At 37.4% G+C, this 26,873-nt stretch carries 26 protein-coding genes; 11 read left to right on the forward strand and 15 right to left on the reverse strand.

Translation table 11 applies throughout. The annotated features are described in order from the left end of the window. Nucleotides 1-10: 10 nt before the first annotated feature. Nucleotides 11-1,555: a GH3 family acyl-acid amido synthetase gene (locus BM179_RS02740; RefSeq protein WP_092011715.1), complete on the forward strand. Its 1,545-nt coding sequence runs from the start codon at nt 11-13 to the stop codon at nt 1,553-1,555. A 52-nt stretch (nt 1,556-1,607) separates the two neighbouring features. Here BM179_RS02740 and BM179_RS02745 read toward each other — a convergent pair whose 3' ends face one another. Together BM179_RS02745 and BM179_RS02750 are read right to left on the reverse strand one after the other, a co-directional pair. Continuing rightward, on the reverse strand, nt 1,608-2,222 hold the full coding sequence (locus tag BM179_RS02745) for a LysE family translocator (RefSeq protein ID WP_092011718.1): 615 nt from the start codon (nt 2,220-2,222) through the stop codon (nt 1,608-1,610). 16 nt (nt 2,223-2,238) lie between these two features. Next, a complete protein-coding gene (locus tag BM179_RS02750; RefSeq protein WP_092011721.1) occupies nt 2,239-2,787 on the reverse strand; it encodes an NUDIX domain-containing protein in 549 nt (182 codons plus the stop codon). 160 nt (nt 2,788-2,947) lie between these two features. Between BM179_RS02750 and BM179_RS02755 the strand changes: the two genes are divergently transcribed. Both BM179_RS02755 and BM179_RS02760 read left to right on the forward strand, forming a co-directional pair. Then, nucleotides 2,948-3,925: a cation diffusion facilitator family transporter gene (locus BM179_RS02755; RefSeq protein WP_262503423.1), complete on the forward strand. Its 978-nt coding sequence runs from the start codon at nt 2,948-2,950 to the stop codon at nt 3,923-3,925. 67 nt (nt 3,926-3,992) lie between these two features. Beyond that, the gene (locus tag BM179_RS02760; protein WP_092011727.1) at nt 3,993-4,772 is read left to right on the forward strand and encodes an alpha/beta fold hydrolase; all 780 of its coding nucleotides are present in this window, start codon (nt 3,993-3,995) and stop codon (nt 4,770-4,772) included. 34 nt (nt 4,773-4,806) lie between these two features. Here the strand turns inward: BM179_RS02760 and BM179_RS02765 are convergent, their stop codons facing one another. The 3 genes from BM179_RS02765 to BM179_RS02775 form a co-directional block, all read right to left on the reverse strand. Then, a complete protein-coding gene (locus BM179_RS02765; RefSeq protein WP_092011730.1) occupies nt 4,807-5,739 on the reverse strand; it encodes an SPFH domain-containing protein in 933 nt (310 codons plus the stop codon). A 228-nt stretch (nt 5,740-5,967) separates the two neighbouring features. Continuing rightward, a complete protein-coding gene (gene folE, locus BM179_RS02770; RefSeq protein WP_092011733.1) occupies nt 5,968-6,669 on the reverse strand; it encodes a GTP cyclohydrolase I FolE in 702 nt (233 codons plus the stop codon). Further along, complete coding sequence (locus BM179_RS02775) at nt 6,629-7,048, reverse strand: 6-pyruvoyl trahydropterin synthase family protein (RefSeq protein ID WP_092011736.1); 420 nt, start codon at nt 7,046-7,048, stop codon at nt 6,629-6,631. The genes folE and BM179_RS02775 overlap by 41 nt, the downstream gene beginning before the upstream one ends. A gap of 513 nt (nt 7,049-7,561) precedes the next feature. Between BM179_RS02775 and ispG the strand changes: the two genes are divergently transcribed. Genes ispG through BM179_RS02795 form a run of 4 tightly spaced genes read left to right on the forward strand, consistent with a single transcriptional unit; the run spans nt 7,562 to nt 10,820 of the window. Next, nucleotides 7,562-9,592, forward strand: coding sequence for a (E)-4-hydroxy-3-methylbut-2-enyl-diphosphate synthase (ispG, locus tag BM179_RS02780; protein ID WP_092011739.1), 2,031 nt, complete (start codon nt 7,562-7,564; stop codon nt 9,590-9,592). A gap of 53 nt (nt 9,593-9,645) precedes the next feature. Further along, on the forward strand, nt 9,646-9,834 hold the full coding sequence (locus BM179_RS25670) for a DUF6728 family protein (RefSeq protein WP_092011742.1): 189 nt from the start codon (nt 9,646-9,648) through the stop codon (nt 9,832-9,834). Nucleotides 9,835-9,860: 26 nt separating this feature from the next. Further along, complete coding sequence (locus tag BM179_RS02790) at nt 9,861-10,220, forward strand: MmcQ/YjbR family DNA-binding protein (protein WP_092011745.1); 360 nt, start codon at nt 9,861-9,863, stop codon at nt 10,218-10,220. Nucleotides 10,221-10,265: 45 nt separating this feature from the next. Then, on the forward strand, nt 10,266-10,820 hold the full coding sequence (locus BM179_RS02795; protein WP_092011747.1) for a tetratricopeptide repeat protein: 555 nt from the start codon (nt 10,266-10,268) through the stop codon (nt 10,818-10,820). Nucleotides 10,821-10,860: 40 nt separating this feature from the next. Here the strand turns inward: BM179_RS02795 and BM179_RS02800 are convergent, their stop codons facing one another. The 3 genes from BM179_RS02800 to BM179_RS02810 all read right to left on the reverse strand — a co-directional run bounded on the left by BM179_RS02800 (nt 10,861) and on the right by BM179_RS02810 (nt 13,345). Then, nucleotides 10,861-11,901, reverse strand: coding sequence for a thioredoxin domain-containing protein (locus BM179_RS02800; protein ID WP_143095132.1), 1,041 nt, complete (start codon nt 11,899-11,901; stop codon nt 10,861-10,863). A 126-nt stretch (nt 11,902-12,027) separates the two neighbouring features. Further along, a complete protein-coding gene (gldC, locus tag BM179_RS02805) occupies nt 12,028-12,378 on the reverse strand; it encodes a gliding motility protein GldC (protein WP_092011753.1) in 351 nt (116 codons plus the stop codon). 244 nt (nt 12,379-12,622) lie between these two features. Continuing rightward, nucleotides 12,623-13,345: a DUF4197 domain-containing protein gene (locus BM179_RS02810; protein ID WP_092011756.1), complete on the reverse strand. Its 723-nt coding sequence runs from the start codon at nt 13,343-13,345 to the stop codon at nt 12,623-12,625. Nucleotides 13,346-13,523: 178 nt separating this feature from the next. Between BM179_RS02810 and BM179_RS02815 the strand changes: the two genes are divergently transcribed. After that, a complete protein-coding gene (locus BM179_RS02815; RefSeq protein ID WP_092011759.1) occupies nt 13,524-14,762 on the forward strand; it encodes a competence/damage-inducible protein A in 1,239 nt (412 codons plus the stop codon). A 53-nt stretch (nt 14,763-14,815) separates the two neighbouring features. Then, nucleotides 14,816-16,141, forward strand: coding sequence for a dihydrolipoamide acetyltransferase family protein (locus tag BM179_RS02820; protein ID WP_092011762.1), 1,326 nt, complete (start codon nt 14,816-14,818; stop codon nt 16,139-16,141). A 32-nt stretch (nt 16,142-16,173) separates the two neighbouring features. On the opposite strand, the gene BM179_RS02825 is transcribed toward BM179_RS02820, so the two are convergent. From BM179_RS02825 to BM179_RS02855, 7 genes are all read right to left on the reverse strand, one after another. Further along, nucleotides 16,174-16,845: an ATP-binding cassette domain-containing protein gene (locus BM179_RS02825; RefSeq protein ID WP_092011765.1), complete on the reverse strand. Its 672-nt coding sequence runs from the start codon at nt 16,843-16,845 to the stop codon at nt 16,174-16,176. 5 nt (nt 16,846-16,850) lie between these two features. After that, nucleotides 16,851-17,795, reverse strand: coding sequence for a hypothetical protein (locus BM179_RS02830; protein WP_092011768.1), 945 nt, complete (start codon nt 17,793-17,795; stop codon nt 16,851-16,853). A 121-nt stretch (nt 17,796-17,916) separates the two neighbouring features. Next, nucleotides 17,917-18,678 (reverse strand): acyl-CoA desaturase, encoded by a 762-nt coding sequence (locus tag BM179_RS02835; RefSeq protein WP_092011771.1) that lies wholly within the window; start codon nt 18,676-18,678, stop codon nt 17,917-17,919. Nucleotides 18,679-18,823: 145 nt separating this feature from the next. Beyond that, nucleotides 18,824-19,546 carry a DUF4159 domain-containing protein gene (locus BM179_RS02840; RefSeq protein WP_092011774.1) on the reverse strand — a complete coding sequence of 241 codons (723 nt, stop codon included), beginning with the start codon at nt 19,544-19,546 and terminating at the stop codon, nt 18,824-18,826. Continuing rightward, nucleotides 19,543-20,247 carry a 16S rRNA (uracil(1498)-N(3))-methyltransferase gene (locus tag BM179_RS02845; RefSeq protein ID WP_092011777.1) on the reverse strand — a complete coding sequence of 235 codons (705 nt, stop codon included), beginning with the start codon at nt 20,245-20,247 and terminating at the stop codon, nt 19,543-19,545. Before BM179_RS02845 ends, BM179_RS02840 begins: the two co-directional genes overlap by 4 nt. A 146-nt stretch (nt 20,248-20,393) precedes the next feature. After that, a complete protein-coding gene (locus BM179_RS02850) occupies nt 20,394-20,951 on the reverse strand; it encodes a hypothetical protein (protein WP_092011780.1) in 558 nt (185 codons plus the stop codon). Between the two features lie 175 nt (nt 20,952-21,126). After that, entirely contained in the window at nt 21,127-23,334 is a 2,208-nt protein-coding gene (locus BM179_RS02855) for a glutamine synthetase III family protein (protein WP_092011783.1), read from the reverse strand. Between the two features lie 550 nt (nt 23,335-23,884). Here BM179_RS02855 and BM179_RS02860 point away from each other — a divergent pair. Then, nucleotides 23,885-24,898 carry a glutamine synthetase beta-grasp domain-containing protein gene (locus BM179_RS02860; protein ID WP_092011786.1) on the forward strand — a complete coding sequence of 338 codons (1,014 nt, stop codon included), beginning with the start codon at nt 23,885-23,887 and terminating at the stop codon, nt 24,896-24,898. 136 nt (nt 24,899-25,034) lie between these two features. Beyond that, on the forward strand, nt 25,035-26,873 hold the full coding sequence (locus BM179_RS02865) for an LTA synthase family protein (protein WP_092011789.1): 1,839 nt from the start codon (nt 25,035-25,037) through the stop codon (nt 26,871-26,873).

Below are 26,873 nucleotides of genomic sequence, written 5' to 3' on the forward strand. Positions count from 1 at the left end.
TTAATACGATATGGCAATAGTTGGAAGTCTTCTAAAAAGAGGGATTGGCCTGACCGCCGTGGTCAGAAGCAAAAAAATCAATCCGTTTAAAATGCAGAAAAAAACGCTGACCAAACTAATCAGTAAAGCCCGCTTTACTGAATTTGGCGAAGCTTATAATTTTGAGGAAATCCTCAATTCTGCCTTGTTTTCAGAAGATAAAAAAGATTTCTACCAAAAATATAAAGAAAATGTACCCATTTATGATTACAATAAAATGTATCAGGAATGGTGGCATAAAACACATGAAGGAAAGAAAAATGTAACCTGGAACGGAAAAGTCAAATATTTCGCCCTCAGTTCAGGTACCTCGGAGGCCGCTTCCAAGCATATTCCTGTTACCAAGGATATGATTAAAGCAATTCACCGGACTTCAATCAGACAAATCCTGGCACTTTCTGCCTATAAAAACCTTCCTGCAACACTTTATGAGAAAGGCTATCTGATGTTAGGCGGCAGCACCAAATTACAGGATAAAGGGACTTATTTTGAAGGAGATCTCAGCGGAATTACTGCCGGAAAAATCCCTTTCTGGTTCGAAAGATTTTATAAACCGGGGAAAACTATTGCCCAAACCCGCGACTGGAGTGAAAAGCTTGATAAAATTACGAAAAAAGCGAAAGACTGGGATATCGGATTCGTAGTTGGTGTTCCTGCCTGGATTCAGCTTTTAATGGAAAAGATTATCAAGGAATACGATGTAAAGAATATTCATGAAATCTGGCCGAATTTAGAGGTTTTCGGACATGGCGGTGTGAGCTTTGAACCTTACAAACAGGGGTTTGAGAAATTACTCGGACGCCCGATTACCTATATCGAAACTTATCTGGCCTCAGAAGGTTTCATTGCTTACCAGACGCAGCCCAATCATGATATGCAATTGGTATTGAATAATGGCATTTTCTTCGAATTTATTCCTTTCAATGAGGAGAATTTTGATGTTGATGGCACTATGGTTCCCAAACCTAAAACATTAATGATCGATGAGGTAGAAGAAGGCAAAGAATATGCTTTATTAATTTCCACCGTTTCCGGAGCGTGGCGTTATCTTATCGGTGATACTATCAAATTTACGAACCTGAAAAATGCTGAGATTGCCATTACCGGAAGAACCAAGCATTTTCTCAGTTTATGCGGTGAACACCTCTCTGTTGATAACATGAATAAAGCCATTGAGCTGGCATCAAAGCACTTCAATATCGATATCAGAGAATTTACAGTAGTCGGTAAAAAAGGAGACAGTTCTTTTGCGCATAACTGGTATGTAGGTACGGATGACAAGGTCAACGAAAAAGATTTACTGGATTTTATTGATCAGACACTTTGTGAAATTAATGATGACTATCCTGTAGAAAGGAAACATGCTTTGAGAGAACTTTCAATAAAGGTTTTACCAGTCAGTAAATTTTACGACTATCTTGCCGGTCTTGGCAAAACGGGAGGACAAAATAAATTTCCGAGAGTACTGAAAAAAGCAGAGCAGATCAATGACTGGGAGAAATTTGCAGGAAAATAATATGTTTATAGAATAAGAAAAGGGCCTGGAATCTAGATTTCAGGCCCTTTTCTTATTCTATAAACTGCTTCCAGAGAATCAGCAATGCTGAAAAAATAAATACGACTCCGGCAGCCTGATTAATCCGGTTAATTACATTTTTGGTTAAAACTTTTTTCATTTTCTGTGCATAAAACGAAATAAGCGATTCGGCAAGAAAAGTACCGATTAAACTGAACAGAAAGAATAAAATGATATCATTCAAAGTAAAATCCAATACCTCTTTCAGATAAGTTGAAGTAGCAAAAACAGCTACAACATTAGATGGATTAAGAATATTCAGAAAGAATCCCGAACTGAAATAATAAATAATGTTACTGAATTTTGTTTTAGGGTATATCAATTGTCTGGTTTTTGCAAAAATACTTCTGATCCCAAGTACCAATAGTAAAGTAGCTCCGCCAATAGACAAAATCATATCGAAATGCCTGATTTTTGGCAAAATGCTTGTGCCAAAAACCGCAAAAAACATTTGTAAAGCATCTGCTCCGACTACACCCAGTGCAATCAGGACACCTGTTCTGAAACCATTATCAATGCTGGATTGAATCAGTCGAAAAAAAGCAGGTCCGAATGTAAAGCAAAGCAGAAAACCCCAGCCAAATCCAAAAATAATTGCTTGCGTCATGTATTTCTGAATAAAGTTAAATGCCTTTTAAACGGGCTGCTTTCAAAATAATGGCGATACTTAATGAATCTGTAATAGCAGAACTCATCACCATCTCTACAGCTTCACTAAGGTGAACTTTTTTAACGGTAAGTATTTCCGTATCATCAGGTTCAGATTCTCCGAACGAAAGTTCTTCGGCAAGGTATAAATAACCTACCTCATCAGTTACTGAGTTAGAAGTATGAAGACGCCCTAAATCGGTCCATTTTTCAGCGGTCATTCCCGTTTCTTCCTTCAATTCTCTTTTTGCAGAATCGAGTGAATCCTTGTCTAACGGACCTCCGCCCATCGGTACTTCCCAGGAATAATCCTCTAATGGATAACGATATTGGCCAACGAGCCAGGTAAAGTTCAGCGCATCCAGTGGCAAAACTGCAATAGCTTTGTTTTTAAAGTGGGCTACCCCGTAAATACCGGGTTCACCGTTAGGTTTCAGAACTTCCTCGTGGCGAATTTTCACCCAGGGATTGTCATAAACTTCTGTGGAATTAATTTTCGTCCAGGGATTTTTATGTGCTGTCATAAAACAAAGGTAATATTTGAAAGCCAAGTTTCAAATTTAGCCGTTTAAGTTCGGTATATTTGTATAATCATTTGAAGGCCTGGATTTCATTGCAGTAACAAGGTCTATTTTTTGTCTTTTTCTCAATATATCTACCCAATTTAATCACTCATCATCAGCTTTGAAATATCGTTTAATAATAACATCATTCATCATCAGCACTTTACTGATGATCATAAAATTCGTAGCCTACTATCTCACTTATTCCAGTGCCATTCTGACAGATGCACTTGAATCAATTATTAATGTAGTAGCTACCGGATTTGCTTTTTACAGCATTTATCTGGCTTCACTACCCAAAGACCTTAATCATCCCTATGGTCATGGCAAAATTGAATTTTTCTCAGCCGGTCTGGAAGGTGTTTTAATTGTTTTAGCAAGTATTTTCATTATTTTCCACTCTATTCAGAATTTCCTCCATCCTGTGCCAATTAATGACCTTGGCTTTGGACTGGTAATTATTGTATCCGGAGTAATTGTCAACTGGGTTCTGGGGTATTTTCTGAAAAGAGAAGGCGAAAAAAGCCATTCTCCAACCCTTACAGCCGATGGTTATCATTTAATTCTGGATGCCCAAAGCGGCATTATTCTGATCGCTGCGGTAGGACTTGTTTTGTTTACCCACTGGTTATGGCTTGACGGAGCTGCCTCAATTGCCTTTTCAATATTCATGCTGTGGAATGGCATAAAAATAATCCGTAAGTCTATCGGAGGATTAATGGATGAAGTTGACAACCAAATTCTTGAAAATATCGTTAGTATTCTGAAAGCCAATCAAAACAAATCATGGATTGATGTACATAATCTGAGAATTCAGCAATATGGGGCAGATTTACATATAGATTGCCACCTTACCTTACCCAATTACTGGTCTCTTCAGGAAGTTCATGAAGAAGTACATCATTTTGAAGAGGTGATTAAAGCTGAATCTCCAAGTAATGTAGAAATATTCATTCATGCGGATCCATGTCTGCCGGATTGCTGTTCATATTGTAAGGTTGAAAATTGTCCCATAAGAACTGTGCCTCAAACCCGCCAGATCGAATGGAATAAGATTAATCTGTCATTAAATCAAAAGCATTTTATTGAAAAAGATTAAATCATTGAAGCGTAACACAATTATACTATCAATTTTTATCGCCCTGATAATTTTTAGCATATCCTGTATGCAGAATTTCAAAGTTGGCGATAAATCAATTGAAAGATACTATACAGAACACCCTCCTATTCCAAAATTTGCCTATTCTGATACTTTGGGGAGAAAGATTTTTTATGCGGAAAGCGGTGATACTACCAAACCTCTTCTCCTGCTTATTCACGGTGCTCCGGGTGCCTGGCATGGATACCTGGAATATCTGAGTGACAGCAGCCTGGCAAAAAACTTTCATATTATTGCCCCGGATCGCCCCGGATATAATAACTCAGGGCCTTCTGAAACTTCCGTTGAAAAACAGGCAATTTTACTGGAACCGCTTTTGCATCATAATAACGGCCAAAAAGTCATTGTACTGGGACGATCCTATGGTTCGGCAATTGCGGCCAGGATGGCGATGAATTTCCCGAAAGAAGTAGATAATCTTATTCTGGTAGCACCTGCCTGCTCTCCATATCTGGAGAAATTCTGGTGGTTTTCTAAACCCGTTAACTCAAAGTTCTTCAGGTTTTTCCTGCCGGAATATGCAAACCGGGCCAGCGATGAAAAATTTGTCCATGCAGATGAGTTAAAAAAGATGTTACCACTCTGGCAAAAAATTTCATGCCCGGTAACCATAATTCAGGGAGGTAAAGACTGGATCATTGATCCTAAAAACGGAGCGTTTGTAGATTCAGCGCTGGTCAATGCTCCGCATCATTATATTTATTTACCGGAAGACAGCCATCTTCTTACGAAGGAAAGACCCGATGTAATCAAAAAGGCAATTCTGGAAACAATAAAAGCGGATTAAATCCGCTTTTATTGTTTTGATATTTTATCAGAAATTATTTTGATTTCGGTCCGATATCTTTCAATTGCTGAACGGCCATTAGCTGTTTCATGGTTTTTTCCATACCTTCCGTAGATCCGTCAAGGAAAATTACATTACCTTTTCCCTGCTCAGCAAAATGCTTCACTGCTTCAGTCCACATTGAAAATAAAATCAAAGAAGCATCGAGATTGGCTTCATTCATTACTTTCGCTGATTCAGCCATACCTTTTGCTACTTCTTCTCTGAACAATGCAACCCCCTGGCCTCTTAACTGAGCAGCGGTTTTTTCAGCTTCAGCCGAAATTTTGATGGCATTCCCTTCTGCTTCAGCAGATTTGGTTTTAGTGATTAACAAAGCCTGACCTTCATTTTCTGCCGCAGCTTTTAAATTGGAAGAAGCTACAACCTGTGCCATTGAGCGCATAATAGCCTCATCAAAAGCAATATCATTCAATTGTAAATCAATCAGATGATAACCCCAGGTTTCCAGTAAATTATCAATCTGGTCTTTCACATGATGCACGATTTCAGATCTGAGAGAAAGAATTTCAGCCTGACGTTTGGTTGCTACAAAACTTCTGATAGAGCCCTCAATTGTTCTGATAAGCGCCTGCATCAGACTTTTTTCATCCATAAACTTGAAAGCCACGTTTTTAATACTCTCTTCTTCCTGATTAAGCACGGCAAAAACAAGCATAGCTTTAAAATTCACATTCGCCTGATCGGTAGTAATTGCCTGAAATTCAAGCTCAACTGACCGGTTTTGAATAGAAATTCTCTTAAAAATAAATTCGACGAAAGGAATCTTAAAATTTAAACCGGGAGTCATAATTCTTTGGTATTTACCAAAAACAGTAATTACAGCAACTGTTCCCTGGTTAACCACCACAATGGAAAGAAAAATAATGACAACTGCCAAAATGAGTAAAACTAAAAAGAAATTCATGATGTAAAAAGTTAAGGTTTAAATATAAGTATTTGATGAAAATTCAAAATCCACGGAAAAGTATGAAAAAGTTTATTCAGCTCTCAATATTTCGTAAGAAAATGAGATTCCGGCAGATGAACGGTTAAATTAAACCTTAAAAATTCAAAAAAGAAAGCCCTTCCGGAACAGAAAGGGCTTTCTCTAAATAATTAATGGTATATGATTTAAAATAAACTTAGCTCCGGACTATAAATTAAGGTATTTTAAAAACTCCTGACGAGTTGCGTCTTCCTGAAACTTGCCGCCATAGTAAGAAGTAACCGTAGTGGATGTATCATCTTTAATACCTCTTGAAGAAACACATAAATGCTTGGCATCAATCAATACCGCAATGTTTTCTGTCTGAAGTACTTCCTGTAATTCTCTGGCGATCTGCATCGTCAGACGCTCCTGAACCTGTGGCCTTTTGGCGAAATACTGGACGATTCTGTTCAGTTTTGATAAGCCAATCACTTTACCGCTGGAAATATATGCCACGTGAGCCTTTCCGATAATTGGTACGAAATGATGTTCACAGTTTGAATAGAACGTAATATTCTTTTCAACCAACATTTCATCGTATTTATATTTATTGTCGAAAAGAGCAATGGCAGGCTTATTTTTAGGATCAAGACCCGAGAATATTTCCTGAACATACATTTTGGCAACACGTTTTGGTGTTCCCTTCAAAGAATCATCTCTCAGGTCAAGACCCAGCGTTTCCATGATTTCTTTAAAATGCAGCTCTATTTTGGCAATTTTCTCTTCATCACTCAATTGAAAGGCATCCTCACGCAAAGGAGTATCTACTGATGTGCCAATGTGCTCATCACCAATCTCTTCATCGCTAAACATAATTTTATCTTTGTCAACCAACAGGGTATTCAACAAAATTTCGTTCGGTTTCATACAATCTAATTTTTAATTCAAGTTCGGTTTTGAGTTTGTTTCTGAGTTTGTCATAAATAACTATTGCAATATTCTCTGCCGAAGGGTTCAGATCTTTAAACTCTTCTGTATCGAGATTCAAATTTTTATGGTCAAATCTGTCTAAAATCTCCTCCTTGATTAGTTCACTTAATAATTTCATGTCCATTACATATCCTGTTTCAGGATCAAGCGGACCAACTACCTGTACTACCAGATCGTAATTATGGCCATGAAAATTGTAATTGTTGCATTTGCCATAAACACGTTCATTTTTTTCTTCACTCCAATTAGGATTGTTAAGGCGATGCGCAGCATTAAAATGTTCCTTACGAAACACTGCCACTTTCTTTAAGGTCATAAACTTAATTTGGTTTTGAAAAGTACAGACGGTCTGATTCTTAAATTTCCATATTCAGGAAATGAAAATCATACTAACCGCTCAATTCGGGGATTTAGTCTCAAAGTTTAAAAGTCGTATGGAAGGTTGCCAGCAACACTTTTAAACTAAATCAAGGAATTGCTTTTTACAATAACATAACTCGGGTCTTGTAAAAAAGTTTACATTTTGTTTAATCTTTTTCAAATAAAACTAAACAACAATAATTAATATTTCTGTGTCGTAAAACTCAGATGTTATAAGAACAATAAATTTATTTTTTATGTTCCCTCAATGAACCGGTTATCTAAATAAAAATCAGAAACAAAGTTAATATTTTCCTTGCTGAAATATTTCTATTTTTGATAAAACATCATTCAGTTATATTTCATTCCTAATGAAACATAAAGTTAGTAAATAAGTTTTAAACAATAGGCAAGGCTTTTTTATACGGTTTTGGCTAAATTTGTAAATTCAATACGACTCAGATAATCCATGTCAAATAAATCAATCATATCCTCACAATCTGTAAACCTGACAGAGAATGGCAATATTTACTGTAATTCTCTAACTGAATACTCACGCAGAAAAACTATTTCAGTCAAAATCGGAGACCTTCCCATGGGTTCAGATTACCCGATCAGAATTCAATCAATGACTACAATTGATACGATGGATACCATTGCTTCTGTGGAACAAACCATCCGAATGATTGAGTCAGGCTGTGAATATGTCAGAATTACGGCTCCCTCAGTAAAAGAGGCACAAAACCTTGAAAATATCCGGAAAGAGCTAAGAGTCAGAGGATATACCGTTCCCTTGATTGCAGATATACACTTTACGCCAAATGCGGCCGAATTAGCGGCCCGGCTGGTTGAAAAAGTCAGAATCAATCCCGGAAATTACGCAGATAAAAAGCGTTTCGAAACGATTGATTATACAGAATCTGCTTACCAGCAGGAATTAGACAGAATCAGAGAGAAATTCCTTCCGCTTATCAAAATCTGTAAGGAATATGGTACAGCCATGCGCATCGGCACCAATCATGGATCATTAAGCGACAGAATTCTGAGCCGTTACGGAGACACTCCGCTTGGAATGGTTGAATCTGCCCTGGAGTTTCTGAGAATTTGTGAAGATGAAAATTATTATAATATCGTACTTTCGATGAAAGCCTCCAATACGCAGGTAATGGTTCAGGCTTACAGATTGCTATGCAGAAAATTAGCGGAAGAAGGCCTGAAACCTTATCCTCTTCATTTGGGTGTTACAGAAGCCGGAGAAGGAGAAGACGGAAGAATTAAATCGGCGGTAGGAATCGGTACCTTGCTGGAAGATGGATTAGGAGATACGGTGAGGGTAAGTCTTACAGAAGATCCTGAATTAGAAGCACCCGTAGCCAAAGCTCTGGTTGACAGATATGCTCAAAGAAAGGAGTTATCATCTGCCATTCCGGCTTTTAATGAATCTGAACCTGGTTTTGATTCACCGATCAATCCTTTTCAGTATTTCAGAAGAAAAACGCATGAAATAGCCAACTTCGGTGGCCATAATGTTCCGAGGGTTATTGCTGATTATTCTTCAACAGAAGTTGCGGAACATGAAGTATTAAAGGGAATCGGTCATTTCTATCTCCCTTTGCCCGATAAATGGAGCATGAATGATATGGGAGCTGATTATATTTATACCGGCTCTGCTCCGGCATCTTTTATGCTGCCAATGGGATTAAAGGAAATCATTGACTTCAGTACCTGGGTTAATCTGCCGGATCAGGACAATAAATTCCCTTTTTTCACTGTCCCTGAATATTTAAGTACTGAAAATCACTACGATGGGATAAAATTCCTTAAAGTCCGGTTATCAGATTTAAATCCTGAACTTATTGAGAAAATAAAGAATGACAGGAATGTTTTACTTCTCACTTATACAACCAATGCGCACGCTATGCCTGAGCTGAGAAGGTTATTTTTTGAGCTGCTGCAAAATAAAATCACCAATCCGGCCGTATTAATGGCGAAGTACCCTGATTTGTCAGAAAGTGATTTTCAGCTTTTCTCAGCGACAGACTGTGGTGGTTTACTGATTGATGGTTTTGGAGACGGCATTTTACTGGAAATGCCTGAAACTGAAGAAAATACTCAGATTTTAGCCAAAACTAAAATCTATAATCAGACAGGATTTGGTATCTTACAGGCAGCAAGAACAAGGATGAGTAAAACGGAATACATTTCTTGTCCTTCCTGCGGAAGAACCTTATTTGATTTGCAGGAAACTACTGCAATGATCAGAAAGAGAACCGATCACCTGAAAGGTGTGAAAATCGGGATCATGGGATGTATTGTAAACGGTCCAGGAGAAATGGCAGATGCGGATTACGGGTATGTAGGCATCGGAAAAGATAAAATTGCGCTATACAGAGGTCAGCAGGTTGTAAAAAAATCGGTTCATGCCGACAATGCTGTAAATGAATTGATAGAGTTGATTAAAGAAGACGGCAACTGGCGTGAGACAGAATCTGTGGATTAAGTAAATTTGTGGTCGTTTCAAGCGTATTTTTACAAAAATTAAAGCAAAATCAAATGAGCAGGTTGAAAGAACAATTTAAGCTATCGGAAGCATTTGGATATTTTTTGAGGGTTTTCAGAAAACCGGATCCGAATAAACCGACCAATTTTAACATAAGAACTATGCACGTAATCAATAAAATTTCGATTGTGATGTTCTTAATTTGTTTGATTGTGATGATTTACAGAGCCTTTACCCGATAAATTTCAGCCTTTAGACGATAGTTTTTATGAACATTGAGGTCTTCAGAGAATATTGTTTATTAAAAAAAGGTGTAACTGAGGAAACCCCTTTTGGTCCTGACACGTTAGTATTCAAGGTAATGGGTAAGATGTTTGCTTTAACCGGACTTGACAGTGAGCATTTTAATGTGAATCTGAAATGCGACCCGGAAAAGGCTATTCAGTTAAGGGAAGAATTCAGCTATGTGATTCCGGGCTATCATATGAACAAAAAGTACTGGAATACAGTTGATTTTGAAAGGGCTAATCTGCAACAAAAAAAGGATTGGATCGATCATTCTTATAATCTGGTTGTATCTGGTCTCCCTAAAAAACAGCAGGAAAGTCTGAATCAGCTTTCTGAATAATGTTTTTTACTATTTTTTGATGATCAGACTGATCAATTCACCAATATGGAAGGTATTTTAATCATATTCTTATTTATGCCCTTTCTGGCTGTTCACCTGTTATTCAATTGGGTGGAAAGTAAACTTGATGATTATCTCCAAAGGAAGAATAAGCTCAATGAAGGAGATCTGGCTTTGAGTGAGAGAAGATTTGAAGATGCGCTTTCCTTTTTTAAAGAACAAGTTCTGAAAAGCCCGAAATCTGCTGTTTTTTACCAAAAAAGAGGAAAAGCAAATTTCGGATTGAAAAACTACTACTCTGCTTTATATGACTTCGAACAGTCAATTATGTTTGACAATACCATCGGAGAAACGTATTTACTGAAAGGCAAAGCATTATATAAAATTGATGAATTTGACAGAGCTTTCGTCGAGTTTGATAAAGCTGACTGGCATTTCAGAGGAGAAAATGCGGAAGCATTAAGGTGGCGGGGTATGGCAAGATACTATATCAATCAGGAAGAAAATGCAAGAATGGACTTCCAAAAAGCTGTTGAATTAGGAGATGAAGCTTCTCTTTATATCCTTAGAAATAAATTCGGTGAAACAGAAAATGCGTAGAAATCTCTACGCATTTTCTGTTTTAGTATAATTCCTCCGCTTATTTCCCTCCAGATTTACACCAGGCGCTTGCTTTACTCAAAGCATTTTTATCGCTGGTCAAACCCTTCACAAATTCACATAGAAATGCGTATTCTTTGGCTGATGGGGTACTTTTCGTAGTCTTTAACAATGATTCTATGACCTGAATTCCTTTATCAGCCTGTTTTGCTTTAAAATATGCTCTTGCTTCAGCCATCCATACACGTCCTTGTATGGCTTGTGCATTCACGCCTGCCTTGGCAAGATTTGCTTTTACTTCATTTACTTTCGCTATGCTGTAACGATTACCTGCACTGCTGTATAATGAATACATGAGAATATTTTCCGCAGCCTGATTAACATCCTTTTTGTCAAATTTTCCGTAAAACTCAGTCAGATGAGTAATCAGATATTTAAACAAACCGTTTTCATCACTCATAACCAGTTTCTGAAGTACCAGAAAGCTCGTGTTGCTCGCCAGCTGTTTTTTAGGTATCTGCCTGAAATAAGCATCCATAGCGGCAATATTCTGCGCAGTATCCTTGGTAATTCTGGCAAAATTGGCATATTCAATCAGAAAATTGTTATCACGGTTTCCTGCAAGAAAACTTGCTTTATAAGCTGTACTTCTGTTTTGAGGGCTTAAAGCCTTTGATGCGGCATCTACCAGAACCTGAGGAGTGTTAAACTGCTCTCCCATTACGGCAATATGCATAAGTTTTACATTCTTATCAAAAAAGAGTAAAGTGGGCGTGGATGGAATATAGATTTTTTGTTTCTGCAAAAAAGCCGTTGCCTCTGCTGAAGTCATATCAAGTTTATAACTCACAAAATTCTGGTTATAAAAATTCCCGACCTGCGCATTTTCAAAAGTGGGTTTAAAAGCATTACAAACATGACAGGTTGGGGCGTAAGCCTCCAGAAAAACATATTTATTCTGTGTTTTTGCGACGTCAAAAACCGTTCTCAAATTTCCACCTGTAAGGAAAGCCACTCCTTTCTGGGCATAAATCTGAGAAAAGGAACATAAAATAAACAAAGCAGACAAAAGTCTTTTCATAAGATAAACGGGATAAAAATGATTAGAAATGCTTTTGATTTTCCTGAAATAAAAAAGAGCCAATTCCCGGAAAGGAATCGGCCTTAAAAATACTTAAAAACCTGATGAAATGCTCACAATTACACATTAAGCCTGTGTGGATTGTGCTTTTATTTCTTCCTGTAGATTTTTCGACAGAATTCTGCATACATTCTCAATATGATCAGCCATTGCCTGATCGCCTGTGGCTGTAACAGCTGTATTGGCAACACTTCCCAATACCTCTATAAAGAACCTTTTCATGTCAATTACTTCCATGTCTTTAGTCCAAAGCGGCAAAGCAAGTGTTCCTTTATGATAATGATCCCAGGTAGCAATGAAAACAGCCTTAGTGTCTTCAATTCCTTCATTTGGGTTATCTGTTGCATTCCATAAGATACGTTCCGGAATACTTTGTTCGTCTAATTCGACTTGAAAATTAATTTCTGATTTTTTCATTAACTATTAAATATTGACCGATTTTCAGTTTGGTTAGTCTTTCAAACAACCTGAATCACCGACACTTTGTTCCAATTTAGAATGGGAAATCGTTTCAAAAGTCAAATTTACACGATATCGCTGTCAGAAGCAAGATATCATAATCAGGAATCAGGAAAAGCTCAGATACGTAAAAAGCAGGAAATAAGATAAAACCCAAGGGAATTAAGCTTATTTCCTGCCTGAGAAATCTTAAACTACCTGTCTATTGGGCTCCGAATACTTTTTTCAGAAGATCCGTTACACGGGCAGCCGGGTTTTCTCTGATTTTCAATTCTTCTTTTTCAACCAAAGAAAATAATCCGTCTATTGCTTTTTGTGTTGCATAATTCTTCAGATCCGGATTCACTTTCTGTACAAAAGGAAGTCTGTTATAAGTATTGGCAATGTCGCCATACATTCTGGTAGCTCCTGTTGAATTAATAGATTCTTCAATTACAGGAGAAAAGGCATTAGCCAATGCCGCAGAAGAAGTTTTTTTCAGGTAAAGTGTTGCAGCATTTTTATCGCCTTTCAAAATTCCCAAAGCATCCTGGATCGTCATTTTTGTAATAGCATCCACAAAAATCGGTACTGCTTTTTCTGAGGCTTTCTCTGCTCCTCTGTTGAGGGCGGTAATAAATTTATCGCATTCGTTACCAAGTCCTATTTGTCTGAGTTTTTGCTCTACTTTCTGAGCTTCCGGTGGAAAAAGTAATTTAATGGCCTCATTTCCAAGAAATCCGTTAAGTGCAGAAGCCTGACTTGAACTGTTTTTAATACCAACGGTAAGCGCTTCCTTTAAACCCTGGCTGATTTCGTCTGTACTTAAACCGCCTTTCCCCTGATTCAGGACATCACCTGCCTGTTTTAAAATTCCACCTAAATTCTGAGCCTGGCAGCTGTTCATTAAGATCAAAAGGGAAATGCTTAATAATGTTTTTTTCATGATAATTGTATTTCTAGGCTTTTGTTATTGACAGATAGAACGAAAGAAATATATAAATATGTGTATTTTTGAGCAAATTTAAAGATTACTTTCATGTTTTTGTACATGACTTACACATTATAATATTTTGCAAAAATTGCTCAAATGTTCTAAAATAATTGTCTTCAATTTATAAAATATGATTAAAGCAGAAGTTATTACGATAGGTGACGAAATTTTATACGGGCAAATTACAGACACAAACACACAATGGATCAGTGCCGAACTCGATAAAATCGGAATAAATACGGTCAGAAAATCTTCCGTCGGCGATACAGAAGAGGCTATTTTACAAATTTTTTCTGAGGCAAAACAACGTGCCGATTTAATTATTGTTACCGGAGGACTGGGGCCGACGAAGGATGATATTACCAAGAAAACTTTTTGTAAGTTTTTCAATACTTCCTTAGCTGTCCATAAAGAGGCTTTGGAGGAATTAACTGCTTTTTTCAGGAAAAGAGGTCGGGAAGTTACCGGATTAAACCTTGGACAGGCTGAATTACCTTTAAACAGTACTTTTATTTCCAACAAACTGGGAACTGCTCCCGGAATGTGGTTTGAGGATGAAGGCAAAATCTTTATTTCAATGCCCGGCGTTCCCTTTGAAATGAAAGGAATGATGAGTGATTTGCTCTTACCTAAAATTCAGGAACATTTTAAAACACCTGTTATTTTTCATAAAGTTGTAAGAACTGTCGGAATCGGGGAATCACTTTTGGCTGAAATGATCAGTGATTGGGAAGATAATCTGCCTGAAAACCTTAAATTGGCCTATTTACCTGCAATAGGAGATGTCAAACTAAGACTGACAGGCTTTGGAAATGACCTGGAATCCTTAGAAAAACAGGTAGAAGATGCCTTTGAAGAAGTAATGCCTATTATCCATTCTTATGTTTTCGGATATGGCAATATTGAACTTGGAGAAGCAGTAGGGCTTTTGCTGAAGGAGAAAAATCAGACTGTATCTACTGCTGAAAGCTGCACCGGAGGTTATTTAGCCCATTTATTTACAAAAGTGCCTGGTAGTTCTGCTTATTTCTGGGGCGGGATTGTCAGCTATGACAATTCTGTAAAAATGAACCAGCTTGGCGTGAAAGCTGAAACACTTGAGCAATTTGGCGCAGTAAGTGAAGAAACGATTAAAGAAATGGCAGAAGGTGTAAGAAAAAGGCTTGGAACAACTTACGGACTCGCAACAAGCGGGATCGCAGGACCGGACGGAGGAACACCTGAAAAACCCGTCGGAACGATCTGGATTGCACTTTCTTCGGAAGAAGGAACAATTACCAGAAAGTTAACTTTAGGAGGATTCAGAGAACAGAATATACATCTTACCAGCATTCAAATATTAAATCTTTTGAGACAAAACCTTTCCTGAGTTTGAAAATCCCGAATTAAACCCGGAAAATTTCAAACGCAAACTAGAAAAAAATGGCATTAATCGAAATCATTATGCCCAAAATGGGCGAAAGTATCATGGAAGCCACCGTTTTAACCTGGCTGAAAAATATCGGTGATCAGGTGGAAACGGATGAATTTCTGCTCGAAGTTGCGACAGATAAAATTGATACGGAGGTTCCGTCTTCTCACGCAGGTGTTCTGAAGGAAATTTTGGTTCAGGAGGGAGACGTTGCTGAAATCGGTAAACCAATCTGTATCCTCGAAACCGGTACTTCTTCAACTGCTGATAAAATTACGGAGCAACCGGAAGCTATTGCTGCTAAACTGGAAGAAGAAATTTCTACCCTGACAGCAATGAATCTGAATCCTGTTGCAGATACTACTCCTCTGGAAAAATCAGTTTCAGGCCGTTTTTATTCTCCTCTGGTTTTAAACATCAGCAAGGAAGAAGGAATCAGTGCTGCAGAACTTGACAGCGTACCGGGTACAGGTGCCGATGGAAGAGTAACTAAAAATGATATTCTGGCGTATCTGAAAGACAGAAAGCAACCGCAATCTATAGGAAGTATTCTTGCGAAAATGCCTGTGGCAGAACCGAAACCTGCCAAAACAGCCACACCTGCTCCGACCTATGCAGGCAATGGTACAGATGAGATTATCCAGATGGACAGAATGCGTAAAATGATTGCCGAAAGAATGGTCGCTTCGAAGCAGATTGCGCCTCATGTTTCTTCATTTGTGGAAACAGACATGACGAATGTGGTTCTGTGGCGTGAAAATATCAAGAATGCCTTCAAAAAGGAATATGGTGAAAACATCACCTATACTCCTATTCTTATTGAAGCTGTTGTAAAAGCAATCAAAGATTTTCCGATGATTAATACTTCTGTTGCAGGTGATACGATCATTGTAAAGAAAAACATTAACATAGGGCTGGCTGTAGCGCTGCCAAACGGAAATCTGATCGTTCCGGTAATCCATAATGCCGACTCCTATAATTTGATTGGTCTGACGAAAAAGGTCAATGATTTGTCTAAAAGAGCCAGAGAAAATAAGCTTACCGCTGCCGATCTGGAGGGAGGAACTTATACCATTTCAAATATCGGTACCTTCGGAAATATCATGGGAACGCCAATTATTCTTCAGCCTCAGGTCGCTATTATGGCATTCGGTGCAATTCAAAAGAAACCGGCAGTCATTGAAACACCTCAGGGAGATTTACTTGGCATCCGTCAGAAAATGTTCATTTCCCATTCTTATGACCATAGAATTGTAGATGGTTCTTTGGGCGGGCAATTTGTCAAAAGAGTTTCAGATTATCTGGAAGCCTTTGAATTAGATCGCAAACTGGTATAAATAGTGAAAAGCCACCTGAAGAGGTGGCTTTTTCATATTCTTAGCTTTTTGAGTTTAAGGTTTTCAAAAATAGTATGATCTATCTGCTGAAATTCGGGTTTGAAAAAAGTTTTTTCTATTCTGCCATTTCTCAACCAGTGAATTTCATCACAGCTATTAAGCAGTGTATCTAATATATGTGAGGTAATAATAATCGTTTTTCCTTTTTCCTTCAGTTTCTGAATCAGTTCCACCAGAATCTTACCTGTTTCCAAATCCAATCCGTTAAAAGGTTCATCAAAAATCATTAAAGGTCTGTCCAGTTTGAGAATAGCCAGCAAGGCCAGCTTTTTCTTCATTCCGGTAGAATAATTGTCTATCAGTTCATCCAGAGGTAATTGCAGAAGGTCTTGCCAGAATTTAAGATCAAAATTTGCATTATTCTCAGGAAACACAGAAAGGTACTCTCTTCCTGTAATATTGGAATAGAAATAATTGTTGGTTTCCAGGTAAACGATTTCATGGCGGGTTAAAGGTTTTCCATTCCACAAAATACTCCCGGAATCAGGTTTTAAAAAACCATAAAGGCAGTTAAGCAAGGTGGTCTTTCCTGAACCGTTTAATCCTACCAGCCCATGTACTTTTCCTTCTGACAATGAAAGACATAACTTATTAAGCACTTTGTGCTTATCAAATGATACAATTACCTCATCCAGCTTTAGCATATTAATTACGACAGATAAAAGTTTAAAGTCAAAACGGCTTTCCTGTAAAAAATAAAAATCAAAACCAATGAAACCGGGAACAAGTAAGGAAGGAATATTCCCAGAAATAAAAAAGATACTAAAAACTGATTGGAAGAAAGTCTGGTATCAGGAACGAAGGATTTGTATTTATTCAAGATAAAGACTATATAATTTGCAATATAGGTAATTAATAATAACAAAAAAATATAAATCTCAGCGGGATACATACAGGCATAAAACAGAATCAGCGGACTTAATAGTTTCAAAAACAGAAAAACATGCTTTTTAAGCTTTTCCATGATAAAGCGATTTGATTTTAAATCTGTTAAACAAAGAATATTCCGGGATTCGCATTCATTATAAAAACCCGAAAAACAGAAAGTAAGTATACCAACGCATATGAATGCGCTATAGTGCCAGAAACCAAGGATAAATGCAAGGATATAAATGATAAATATGCTGTACTGATATCGTCTCATTCCTGCAATCCATTCGAAATTCTGAGAAGGAATAAAGGATTTAAACCAGATTTTAAAAGTGTAACTATTTCTTGAAATGGTAAAATCAATACTAGATATCATTAAAAACCAGGCACTTAGTACGAAAAACAAATACCATTTGCCGGTAAAGAGAAAGGGAATTGTAAATGGCAGAGAAAACAGTAAATATTCCCAAAAGAATAATTGAAATGAAGATATTCCGGTAATTTTCAGAAAATTCTTATCCTTTCGGTTTAAATGAAGCATTAAAACTGCCAAAGCGAATAAACCTGCCATTTGCATTCTGTCAGGAGGCATTTCGCTTTCCTTCAATATCCTGATTACAATTCCGGAATAGATCAGAAGTGAGATAATACCAGCAAACAGTCCTGCATTTTTCAGCTCCCTGAAAAGCTGAAACAATCTGATTTTAAGAAGTTTAGTAATCATTTAATAAGAAATATGGATAAATATCTGCATTCTTAGTCGCAGAAAGCTTCTGTGAATTACAAAATCCATAAAAAAACCCGATAAATTTCTTTATCGGGTTTTATAAGATTTTTGCTGTATATCAGAATTTTGCGTCAGCAGGCTTGATATTCGGCTTAATAATTCTCGTCCAGGTTAATAATTTGATTACCGGATAAGTAGGGTCAAATTCGTACCATTTAGAAGCAAAATTTGAGTTATTTGGCAATTTATGGTGGTTATTCTGGAATAATTCCCCCATCATTAAAAGGTCAAATACTAAAGAGTTTTTAGATTGGTCGTTGTTATCATGGTTCTGATAGCCATATTTATGGCCAGACCAGTTAACAATCGCTCCGTGAACAGGTCCCATCAGAAAGTGAACCGGAAGCAGGAAGAAAAATGCCCAATGCATGTCAAAATATACAAAAGCAACGATATAAAACAAAGAATAGAAAACACCCCAACCGATTCTTGAAATCCATGAATCTCCTAATTTCTCAATAGTTTCAGAAAAAGGGTAGTTGTGGTCAAAACGCTCTTCAACTTTAGATCTGTTGTTTAAAACTGCGTTATAAATATCTTTAGTCTTCCACATCATCGTAAAAACGTTTGAACTGAAATGCGGAGAGTGCGGATCTTTTTCTGTATCAGAGAAAGCATGGTGCATTCTGTGAAGAATAGCATAAGCTCTCGGGCTCAAATAAGAAGATCCCTGCGAAAGATAGGTCAAGAAATAGAAAAACTTTTCCCAAAATTTGCTCATGGTAAACATCTTATGAGCAGAATATCGGTGTAAGAAGAACGTCTGGCTGAACAAGGATAAATACCAGTGAAAAATGAAAGCGGGAAGTACTAAGTACATCGTTTAATAATTTGATTAGTTAATTAATACTGCAAAGTTACAAAATAAACTTAATTTAGGGATGGTAAGTTTCCATTGATAATAATTTTATGACATTTGTCATACATTTTATTAATCTTTTTTCTTTATCCCGTACTCATTTTCACTAATAGGCAGATGTTGCATAAGAAATCAGGTTTGCGCCCATTCTCAAAGCCAGCTGCCGGATTGCTTCCGGATCATTATAAACAGACTGATCTTCCCATCCATTTCCCAGATCGCATTCGTAGGAATAAAAACAAACCAGTTTTCCCTGGTATATCAGTCCAAATCCCTGAGGGGCTTTGTTATCATGTTCATGGACCTTTGGCAGTCCGTTTGTAAATTTAAATTTCTGACTGTAAATCGGATGATTGAAAGGTAGCTCTACAAAATTCAGCTCAGGAAAAACCTTTTTCATTTCTCTGCGGATGAATTTATCGAGACCATAATTGTCATCAATGTGTAAAAATCCTCCGGAAATAAGGTATTTTCTGAGATTTGCAGCTTCTGCATCTGTAAATACAATATTCCCATGACCTGTTAAATGCACAAAAGGATAAGTAAATAATTCCGGGCTTCCCGGCTCTACAATATCTTCTTCTGCAAATATGTTGGTTCTGAGATTTGAATTACAGAATTTAATCAGATTTCCCAATGAGGTTTTATTACAATACCAATCTCCCCCGCCGCCGTATTTCATTTTTGCAATTTTGAAAGAAGGTTGAGCATTCAGACCAAAAGATACCCATAAAAGTAGAATAGAGCCGATTATTACTCCTTTTTTCAGAAAAGGTAATCCGGAAGCATTGCTCAGAGCGGTTAGGTTTGTCAGATTGATAAAGTTCATTGATTCACAAGATTTAAGGTGTGGCAGGCCACAATTCCTGCCGTTTCTGTTCTAAGTCTGCTTTCGCCCAAACTAACCGGATTAAAGCCGGAGGCAATTGCCTGGCTGATTTCTTCTTTGGAAAAATCTCCCTCCGGGCCGATCAGAATGCAGTATTTTTCTTTGGTTTTAATTTCATGTTGAAGCAGTTTCCTTTCAGATTCCTCCAAATGTGCAATAAATTTCTGTACACCGGAAAAGTCATCAGATTTCAGAAATTGTTCAAACCGAACCATTTCATTCAGTTTTGGCAGGAACGCCTTCAGAGACTGCTTCATCGCTCCGATGGCTATTTTTTCAATTCTGGCTATCTTAATTTCCTTCCTTTCTGAATAACGACTCTGCAGAAAAGAAATTTCATCAACTCCTATTTCCACACATTTTTCAACCATCCATTCTATCCTGTCCAGGTTTTTAGTCGGGGCAATGGCAATATGAATATAAAAATCTCTTTTCCCGAACTCAGGAAATTCCTCTAAAATTCTAAGCTCGCATCTTTTTTCATGCGCATTCGAAACCTGAGTTTTAAAATAGCCTCCTTTCCCGTCCACCACATATAAAAGATCCCCGGCAGTCAGTCTCAATACTTTAATAGCATGCCGGGACTCTTCTTCAGAGAGTTTCAGGGTATTTTTAATATCAGGTTCGTAAAAAATATTCATATTTGAAAAGCAGACAATTTTCAGGCCGAGTTTCAGGTCAAAAATTATAATTTCTTACTGAAAATACCCAAAATCATTTTCGATTTAACACAAAAATAGGGTAAATGCTGCCATTTGGCTTAACATCTACCCTATTTAAAAAGATATTATTCTTCTTCAGACTTGAAAGAATAAAGTGTCTTATCCAGTTTAACTGTTCCGGCGTTAAATTCTTTGACAAATTTTTCTATCACATCGTCATCTATTTCGTCAACATTCAGAGCTACGTCCAATCCGATACCATAATCAAAATCAGCATCTAATTCAATATGCTCCTGAACCTTGATTTCTTCAGTTTCTTCAAGCTCTTCAATAAATTCAAGAATCATCACTTCCACTTCTTCGTCCAAAGCTTCGTTGGCCTGATAAGTCTCGTCACGGTTTTCGATCGGGATATACAAAGGAAAAGCCTTAATTGCTTTCTGCTCTGCGGCTTCGTAAACCAAACTTCCGTGATGAAGTCTCAAAGTGTAGATCACGCAATCATATATTACTTCTTTCCCCTCATATTGACCGATAAAATGAATATGGGCAAATTCTTCGCCATTTGGTTCGTTAAGGTCTTCATCTTCAAAATACATGAAAGATTGTTCGCTTTCGGCACATTCTTTCTTTAATATTTGGATTTCTTCAGGGTCGAAACCCAGGTTTTTTTTGGTTGTCATAATCAATAATTATTGGGAAATTTTGGGAAGAATCGTTGTTTGCAACCTTTAAATGGGATAGTGTTCGAAACAAATAAAAATCCAATACACCTAATTGACTTCCTCTTTACTCAAATAAAGCCCAAATATAAGACAAAAGCCCATCATTTTAATTGATGGGCTTTTAAAATTCTGATTATCTGATTAACAATAATTCACGATATTTTGGAAGCGGCCACTCATCATCATCTACAATCAGTTCCAGTTTATCGACATTGTAACGGATGTCCTCAAAGTAATTTTTAACCTTTGTACCGTATAATGCTGCTCTTGTGGCAAGGTCCTCCACTTCATTAGCATCTTTACGGGCTTCAGTCATTTCATCTACCAGGCGTGAAATTTTTGAAGTATGCTCAGAAATTCTCTTGATTAACTCAATTGTCGGCTCAAAATACTGAGGATCAATCCCGATTTCTTTTTGTCCTTTTACGTTTTCTACAAGCTGAGTCTGGTATTTCAATGAAGTTGAAACAATATGGTTAATAGCCATATCACCAATTACACGTGATTCGATCTGTACTTTTTTAATGTAATTTTCAAGTTCGATTTCGTAACGTGCGTGCATTTCTGCCTCATTGAAAATGCCGTATTTCGTAAATAACTCAATTGAAGCAGGGCGAACATATACGCCTAATGCCTCAGGAGTTGTTCTCAGGTTAGAAAGACCACGTTGCGCAGCTTCTTCTACCCATTCATCTGAATAACCGTTGCCTTCAAAACGGATGCTTTTAGAAATTTTTACATATTTCTTCAATACTTCCATAATGGCAAGTTCTTTCTTCACACCCTTTTCGAGAATAGCATCAACCTCTTCTCTGAACTGGAATAACTGATGTGCTACAATAGTATTAAGGATAGTCATCGGAGAAGCAGAGTTTGCAGATGATCCTACAGCTCTGAACTCAAATTTATTTCCTGTAAATGCAAAAGGAGAAGTACGGTTACGGTCAGTATTATCTAAAAGCAATGATGGAATTTTGTTGATTCCAAGCTTAAGATAAACATTATCTCCTTTTTCAAGTTTAATATCATTCAGATCCTTCATTCCTTCCAGATCATCCAATACTCTGCTCATTGTAGAGCCAAGGAAGGCAGAAACAATTGCAGGAGGAGCTTCGTTTGCACCCAGACGATGTTCATTACCTGCTGTAGCGATAGAAGCTCTCAATAAGTCAGCATTGTCAAAAACAGCCTTCACAACATTCACAAAGAATGTCAGAAAGCGAAGATTTTCCTTAGGTTTTGAAGAAGGTCCTAATAAATTGATTCCTGTATCAGTACTTAAAGACCAGTTATTATGCTTTCCGGAACCGTTGATTCCTGCAAATGGTTTTTCATGAAAAAGAACTTTCAGTTTATGTTTTGAAGCAACTTTCGTCATCAAATCCATCAATAAAGCATTGTGATCACAGGCAAGATTGGCTTCTTCAAATGTCGGGGCAACTTCAAACTGTGCCGGAGCTACCTCATTATGACGTGTTCTCACCGGAAGTCCTAATCTCATAGCTTCCAGTTCAAAATCTACCATAAAGGCATTAACTCTTGGAGGAATAGAACCGAAATAATGGTCTTCCAATTGCTGTCCTTTTGCCGGCGCATGACCAAATACAGTTCTTCCAGCCATCATAAGGTCTGGTCTGGCATTGAAAAGTGCTTCGTCAACCAGAAAATATTCCTGTTCCGCACCTAATGTCGGACTTACTTTCGTTACGTCACGGTTAAAATATTCTTTTACAACAGCTGTGGCAGCTTTGTCAATCAATTCAATTGATTTAAGTAAAGGCGTTTTATAATCTAACGCTTCTCCTGTATATGAAACAAATACGGAAGGAATACATAGTGTAGCAGTACCGGCTACATTTTCCATAATAAATGCCGGAGAAGACGGATCCCAGCCTGTATAACCACGGGCTTCAAAAGTAGAACGGATACCGCCATTAGGGAAAGATGAAGCATCAGGTTCCTGCTGTACCAAAGCAGAGCCTTTGAATTTCTCAATAGCTTTTCCTGAACCAGGAACAATATCAAAGAAAGCATCATGCTTTTCTGCTGTAGCTCCGGTTAATGGCTGAAACCAGTGCGTATAGTGAGTTGCACCTTTGGATATAGCCCAGGATTTCATAGCGGCAGACACCTCATCCGCTGCATCTCTGTCAACTTTAGAGCCGGTCTGAATGGCTGTATTTATTTTTAAATAGGCTTCCGGGGAGAGCAAAGAACGCATAACCTCATCATTGAAGGTCATACTTCCATAATACTCCGCGACTTTCTCAGTCGGTAACTTTACAGGAACAGTTGTGCGTGTCTGCGCCTGTTCGAGGGCTTTAAATCTTGCTATTGCCATTCTCTAATCAATGAATTGTGAAACAAATTCTAAAGGTAATACGCTAAGTCTCAGTCACCTGATTCCGGCATTCAAAACATAATCTATTATGAATATAAAGGAAATTTTCAAAAAAAGGCTTCCTGAGGCTTAAAAACACAATAAAAGTAGTTCATTTTTTACTTTTTCAAATAATTGGCCTTTAAAATTTAAGAAAAATACCTAAAAAAAATAATTACCAAACCAAAGTTGCTTTAGTAAATACACCTAGAAGACAGGCTTCAAATACCTTTTCAAAGAAAAAATTATACTTAAACAAGAACTTTTAATATTCTTTGGCAAAAACTTGTTTTTGTGAAATTATAAGCTGTAAATTTGAAAAAGACAAAAGAAAATTTCTTGTATTACCAAAACACAAGTTTTTTATCTAAGTTAGATACTTTAAAATAGGTAAATGTTAAAAAAAAGCACTGTTTTTCATTTTTTTTTGCATTTTTAAAGAAAACTACCTTAAATTTGTCCCATAATTTAATGAAAAGTTAACCCCATTATAAAATTCTGTTACAAAATCATGGCAAAAGCTAAACTTGAGTACATTTGGCTAGATGGTTACAAACCAACACAAAGCCTCCGCAGCAAGACTAAAATTGAAAACAATTTCAGTGGAAAATTAGAAGATTGCGATATGTGGTCTTTTGATGGTTCTTCTACAGAGCAAGCACCTGGCGGATCTTCAGACTGTTTGTTAAAGCCTGTGTTCATTTGTCCGGATCCTGCTCGTAAAGAGGGATACTTAGTCATGTGTGAAGTATTGAATTCTGACGGAACTCCTCACGAAACCAATGGTCGCGCTACTATCGAAGATGATGATAACGATTTCTGGTTCGGATTCGAACAAGAATACTTCCTTTGGAATACTGAAACTAACAAACCATTAGGTTTCCCTTCAAATGGATATCCTGCACCACAAGGACAATATTATTGTTCAGTTGGAGCGCAGAATGCTTTCGGCAGAGAAATTGTTGAGGATCACCTTGACATCTGTCTTGAAGCAGGTTTGAACGTTGAAGGTATTAATGCTGAGGTTGCTGCCGGTCAGTGGGAATTCCAGATCTTCGCTAAAGGTGCGAAAGAAGCTGGTGACCAAATCTGGATTGCACGTTATTTGTTGGAAAGATCAGGTGAGAAATACGGCGTATCTATCAACTGGCATTGTAAACCACTTGGTAATACAGACTGGAACGGTTCCGGAATGCATGCTAACTTCTCTAACACTGCTCTACGTACAGCAGGTAAGAAAGAAACTTATGACATCATTTGTCAGGCATTCGCTCCATATGTAAAAGAACATATCGAAGTTTATGGTGCTGATAACCATTTACGTTTGACTGGTAAACACGAAACTCAGGCTATCGATCAATTCTCTTACGGAGTTTCTGACCGTGGTGCATCAATTCGTATTCCAATCGCTGCAGTTGAAAAAGGTTGGAAAGGATGGTTGGAAGACCGTCGTCCTAACTCTGCGGCTGATCCATATAAAGTTGCAGCTCGTATTATTAAAACAGTTAAAACTGCTAAAATCTAATTTTACGAAATTATCTGCTGAAAATGGCTCTTATCATCTGGTAAGAGCCATTTTTATTTTACAGCATTTCCCTCTAATCTTTCTTTTATGAAAATCTCATGAAGATATTATCCATAACTTTGCAAAAAAAATTCAGATGCAGAGACGATTGCTATTCCTACTTCAATATTATTCACTTTGGTTGATCTATTTCCTGTTAGCCAAAATTTTGTTCTTATTTTATCACCTGACTAAGACAAGCGAACTGGATAGCCTTACGATTTTGGGTATATTCTGGCATGGGATTAAGTTAGATCTTTCTTTTTCTGCTTATTTTTCTGTTATTCCGTTTCTACTTTTCCCTGTTTTTAACACCCTTAAAATTGATAAATTCAACCTCATATTCTTAAAAATCTATACTGCTGCCTGTCTGGTTTTTTCCGGATTTATCATTATAGCTGACCTCGAACTTTACAGAAACTGGGGCTTCCGGATCGATGCAACACCTTTAATGTATATTAATCATCCCAGGGAAATGGCTGCCTCTGCCGGAGCATCCCCCCTTTTTCTTTTAGTTAGTCTTTTACTGTTCTTACTTATCAGTAGTTTTCTGGTTTTCAATAGATTTATCAATCACCTTAAGGCATTTGATTCTTATCATAAATGGTATTTTTTCCCGATCGGAATATTCCTTGCTTCAGTACTTATTATTCCAATCAGAGGAGGTTTTCAGCTATCTCCGGTTAACCAAAGTACTGTTTATTTTTCAAATATTCCTTTTGCTAATCATGCGGCGATCAACCCGCTCTGGAATTTTTTCGATTCCGTAGTAAACAAAACTGCTGAAAGTGAAAATCCTTTTATTTATTTCAGTAAAAAAGAGGCAAAATCAGTTGTTGACTCTCTCTTTTCTGAAAAAAGCACTACGACACTGCAGGTTTTGAATACTGACAGACCCAATGTACTCATTATTACCTGGGAAAGTTTAACAGCAAAGGCATTTTCCAAAACCGGAGGGCTGAGTAATGTACTTCCGGAATTAGCTCAACTTTCAGACGAAGGTATTTTATTTAAACAGTGCTTTGCAAGCGGCGATCGCTCTGATAAAGGCCTGATTGCTGTTTTGAGCGGTTATCCGGCTCAGCCGATTACAAGTATTATGACTATGCCTAAAAAGACAGCAAAATTGCCTGTTCTCAGCAAAGATTTCAGAAAAGCCGGGTATTCAACAGCCTGGTATTATGGCGGAGAACCGGAGTTTGCCAATATAAAATCATATATGCTCAACGGACAGTTCGACAAGCTGGTTACCAAAAATGATTTTAATCAGGAAGACATGCAGAATACCCGCTGGGGAGCAGATGACCATGTAGTTTTTAACAGATTATTACATGATTTAGGTACATACCAGAAACCTTTTTTCGTCAATTATTTTACCTTAAGCAGCCATGAACCATTTATCGTTCCCATGAAAACGGTTATAAAAGGTGACGATGAAAAAAGCATGTTCCTGAATGCTTTACATTATACAGATAAAAGCCTTGGTGATTTTATCAGAAAAGCAAAGGAACAAAACTGGTGGAAAAATACGTTGGTAGTGATTATAGCAGATCATGGCCATCCTCTTCCTGAAAATCCCTTAAAACCAAATAATTTTCATATTCCGATGCTGTGGCTCGGTGGTGCGTTAAAAGAAAAAGGGATAGTTATCGATAAAATTGTTTCACAGAATGATTTAGCCAGGACTTTACTGAACCAGGTACATCTTGACAGCAGGGAATATATCTGGTCAAAAGATATTTTCAGTAAAGATACCCATGAATTTGCCTATTTCGCATTTCATAATGGGTTTGGCTTAATACAACCCGGGAAATGGTTTGTATTCGATAATGTAAGTAAACAAATTATTCAACAGGAAGGAGAGCCTTCAAAACAGGATATTTCAGCGGGTAAGGCTTTGGTGCAGAGTACATTTCAGGATTTTCTGGATAAATAA

This window comes from Pseudarcicella hirudinis, assembly GCF_900115665.1.
Taxonomy (GTDB): Bacteria; Bacteroidota; Bacteroidia; order Cytophagales; family Spirosomataceae; genus Pseudarcicella; species Pseudarcicella hirudinis.

Excerpts from the sequence above, each read along its gene's own strand:
- BM179_RS25670 (WP_092011742.1), top strand. The coding sequence starts at position 9,646 with ATGAGCAGGTTGAAAGAACAATTTAAGCTATCGGAAGCATTTGGATAT.
- BM179_RS02745 (WP_092011718.1), bottom strand. The coding sequence starts at position 2,222 with ATGACGCAAGCAATTATTTTTGGATTTGGCTGGGGTTTTCTGCTTTGC.
- gldC (WP_092011753.1), bottom strand. The coding sequence starts at position 12,378 with ATGAAAAAATCAGAAATTAATTTTCAAGTCGAATTAGACGAACAAAGT.
- BM179_RS02790 (WP_092011745.1), top strand. The coding sequence starts at position 9,861 with ATGAACATTGAGGTCTTCAGAGAATATTGTTTATTAAAAAAAGGTGTA.
- BM179_RS02820 (WP_092011762.1), top strand. The coding sequence starts at position 14,816 with ATGGCATTAATCGAAATCATTATGCCCAAAATGGGCGAAAGTATCATG.
- BM179_RS02830 (WP_092011768.1), bottom strand. The coding sequence starts at position 17,795 with ATGATTACTAAACTTCTTAAAATCAGATTGTTTCAGCTTTTCAGGGAG.
- BM179_RS02865 (WP_092011789.1), top strand. The coding sequence starts at position 25,035 with ATGCAGAGACGATTGCTATTCCTACTTCAATATTATTCACTTTGGTTG.
- BM179_RS02810 (WP_092011756.1), bottom strand. The coding sequence starts at position 13,345 with ATGAAAAAAACATTATTAAGCATTTCCCTTTTGATCTTAATGAACAGC.
- BM179_RS02750 (WP_092011721.1), bottom strand. The coding sequence starts at position 2,787 with ATGACAGCACATAAAAATCCCTGGACGAAAATTAATTCCACAGAAGTT.
- BM179_RS02855 (WP_092011783.1), bottom strand. The coding sequence starts at position 23,334 with ATGGCAATAGCAAGATTTAAAGCCCTCGAACAGGCGCAGACACGCACA.
- BM179_RS02800 (WP_143095132.1), bottom strand. The coding sequence starts at position 11,901 with ATGAAAAGACTTTTGTCTGCTTTGTTTATTTTATGTTCCTTTTCTCAG.
- BM179_RS02835 (WP_092011771.1), bottom strand. The coding sequence starts at position 18,678 with ATGTACTTAGTACTTCCCGCTTTCATTTTTCACTGGTATTTATCCTTG.
- ispG (WP_092011739.1), top strand. The coding sequence starts at position 7,562 with ATGTCAAATAAATCAATCATATCCTCACAATCTGTAAACCTGACAGAG.
- BM179_RS02845 (WP_092011777.1), bottom strand. The coding sequence starts at position 20,247 with ATGAATATTTTTTACGAACCTGATATTAAAAATACCCTGAAACTCTCT.
- folE (WP_092011733.1), bottom strand. The coding sequence starts at position 6,669 with ATGAAACCGAACGAAATTTTGTTGAATACCCTGTTGGTTGACAAAGAT.
- BM179_RS02860 (WP_092011786.1), top strand. The coding sequence starts at position 23,885 with ATGGCAAAAGCTAAACTTGAGTACATTTGGCTAGATGGTTACAAACCA.
- BM179_RS02795 (WP_092011747.1), top strand. The coding sequence starts at position 10,266 with ATGGAAGGTATTTTAATCATATTCTTATTTATGCCCTTTCTGGCTGTT.
- BM179_RS02815 (WP_092011759.1), top strand. The coding sequence starts at position 13,524 with ATGATTAAAGCAGAAGTTATTACGATAGGTGACGAAATTTTATACGGG.
- BM179_RS02840 (WP_092011774.1), bottom strand. The coding sequence starts at position 19,546 with ATGAACTTTATCAATCTGACAAACCTAACCGCTCTGAGCAATGCTTCC.
- BM179_RS02740 (WP_092011715.1), top strand. The coding sequence starts at position 11 with ATGGCAATAGTTGGAAGTCTTCTAAAAAGAGGGATTGGCCTGACCGCC.
- BM179_RS02760 (WP_092011727.1), top strand. The coding sequence starts at position 3,993 with ATGCAGAATTTCAAAGTTGGCGATAAATCAATTGAAAGATACTATACA.
- BM179_RS02825 (WP_092011765.1), bottom strand. The coding sequence starts at position 16,845 with ATGCTAAAGCTGGATGAGGTAATTGTATCATTTGATAAGCACAAAGTG.
- BM179_RS02775 (WP_092011736.1), bottom strand. The coding sequence starts at position 7,048 with ATGACCTTAAAGAAAGTGGCAGTGTTTCGTAAGGAACATTTTAATGCT.
- BM179_RS02765 (WP_092011730.1), bottom strand. The coding sequence starts at position 5,739 with ATGAATTTCTTTTTAGTTTTACTCATTTTGGCAGTTGTCATTATTTTT.
- BM179_RS02850 (WP_092011780.1), bottom strand. The coding sequence starts at position 20,951 with ATGACAACCAAAAAAAACCTGGGTTTCGACCCTGAAGAAATCCAAATA.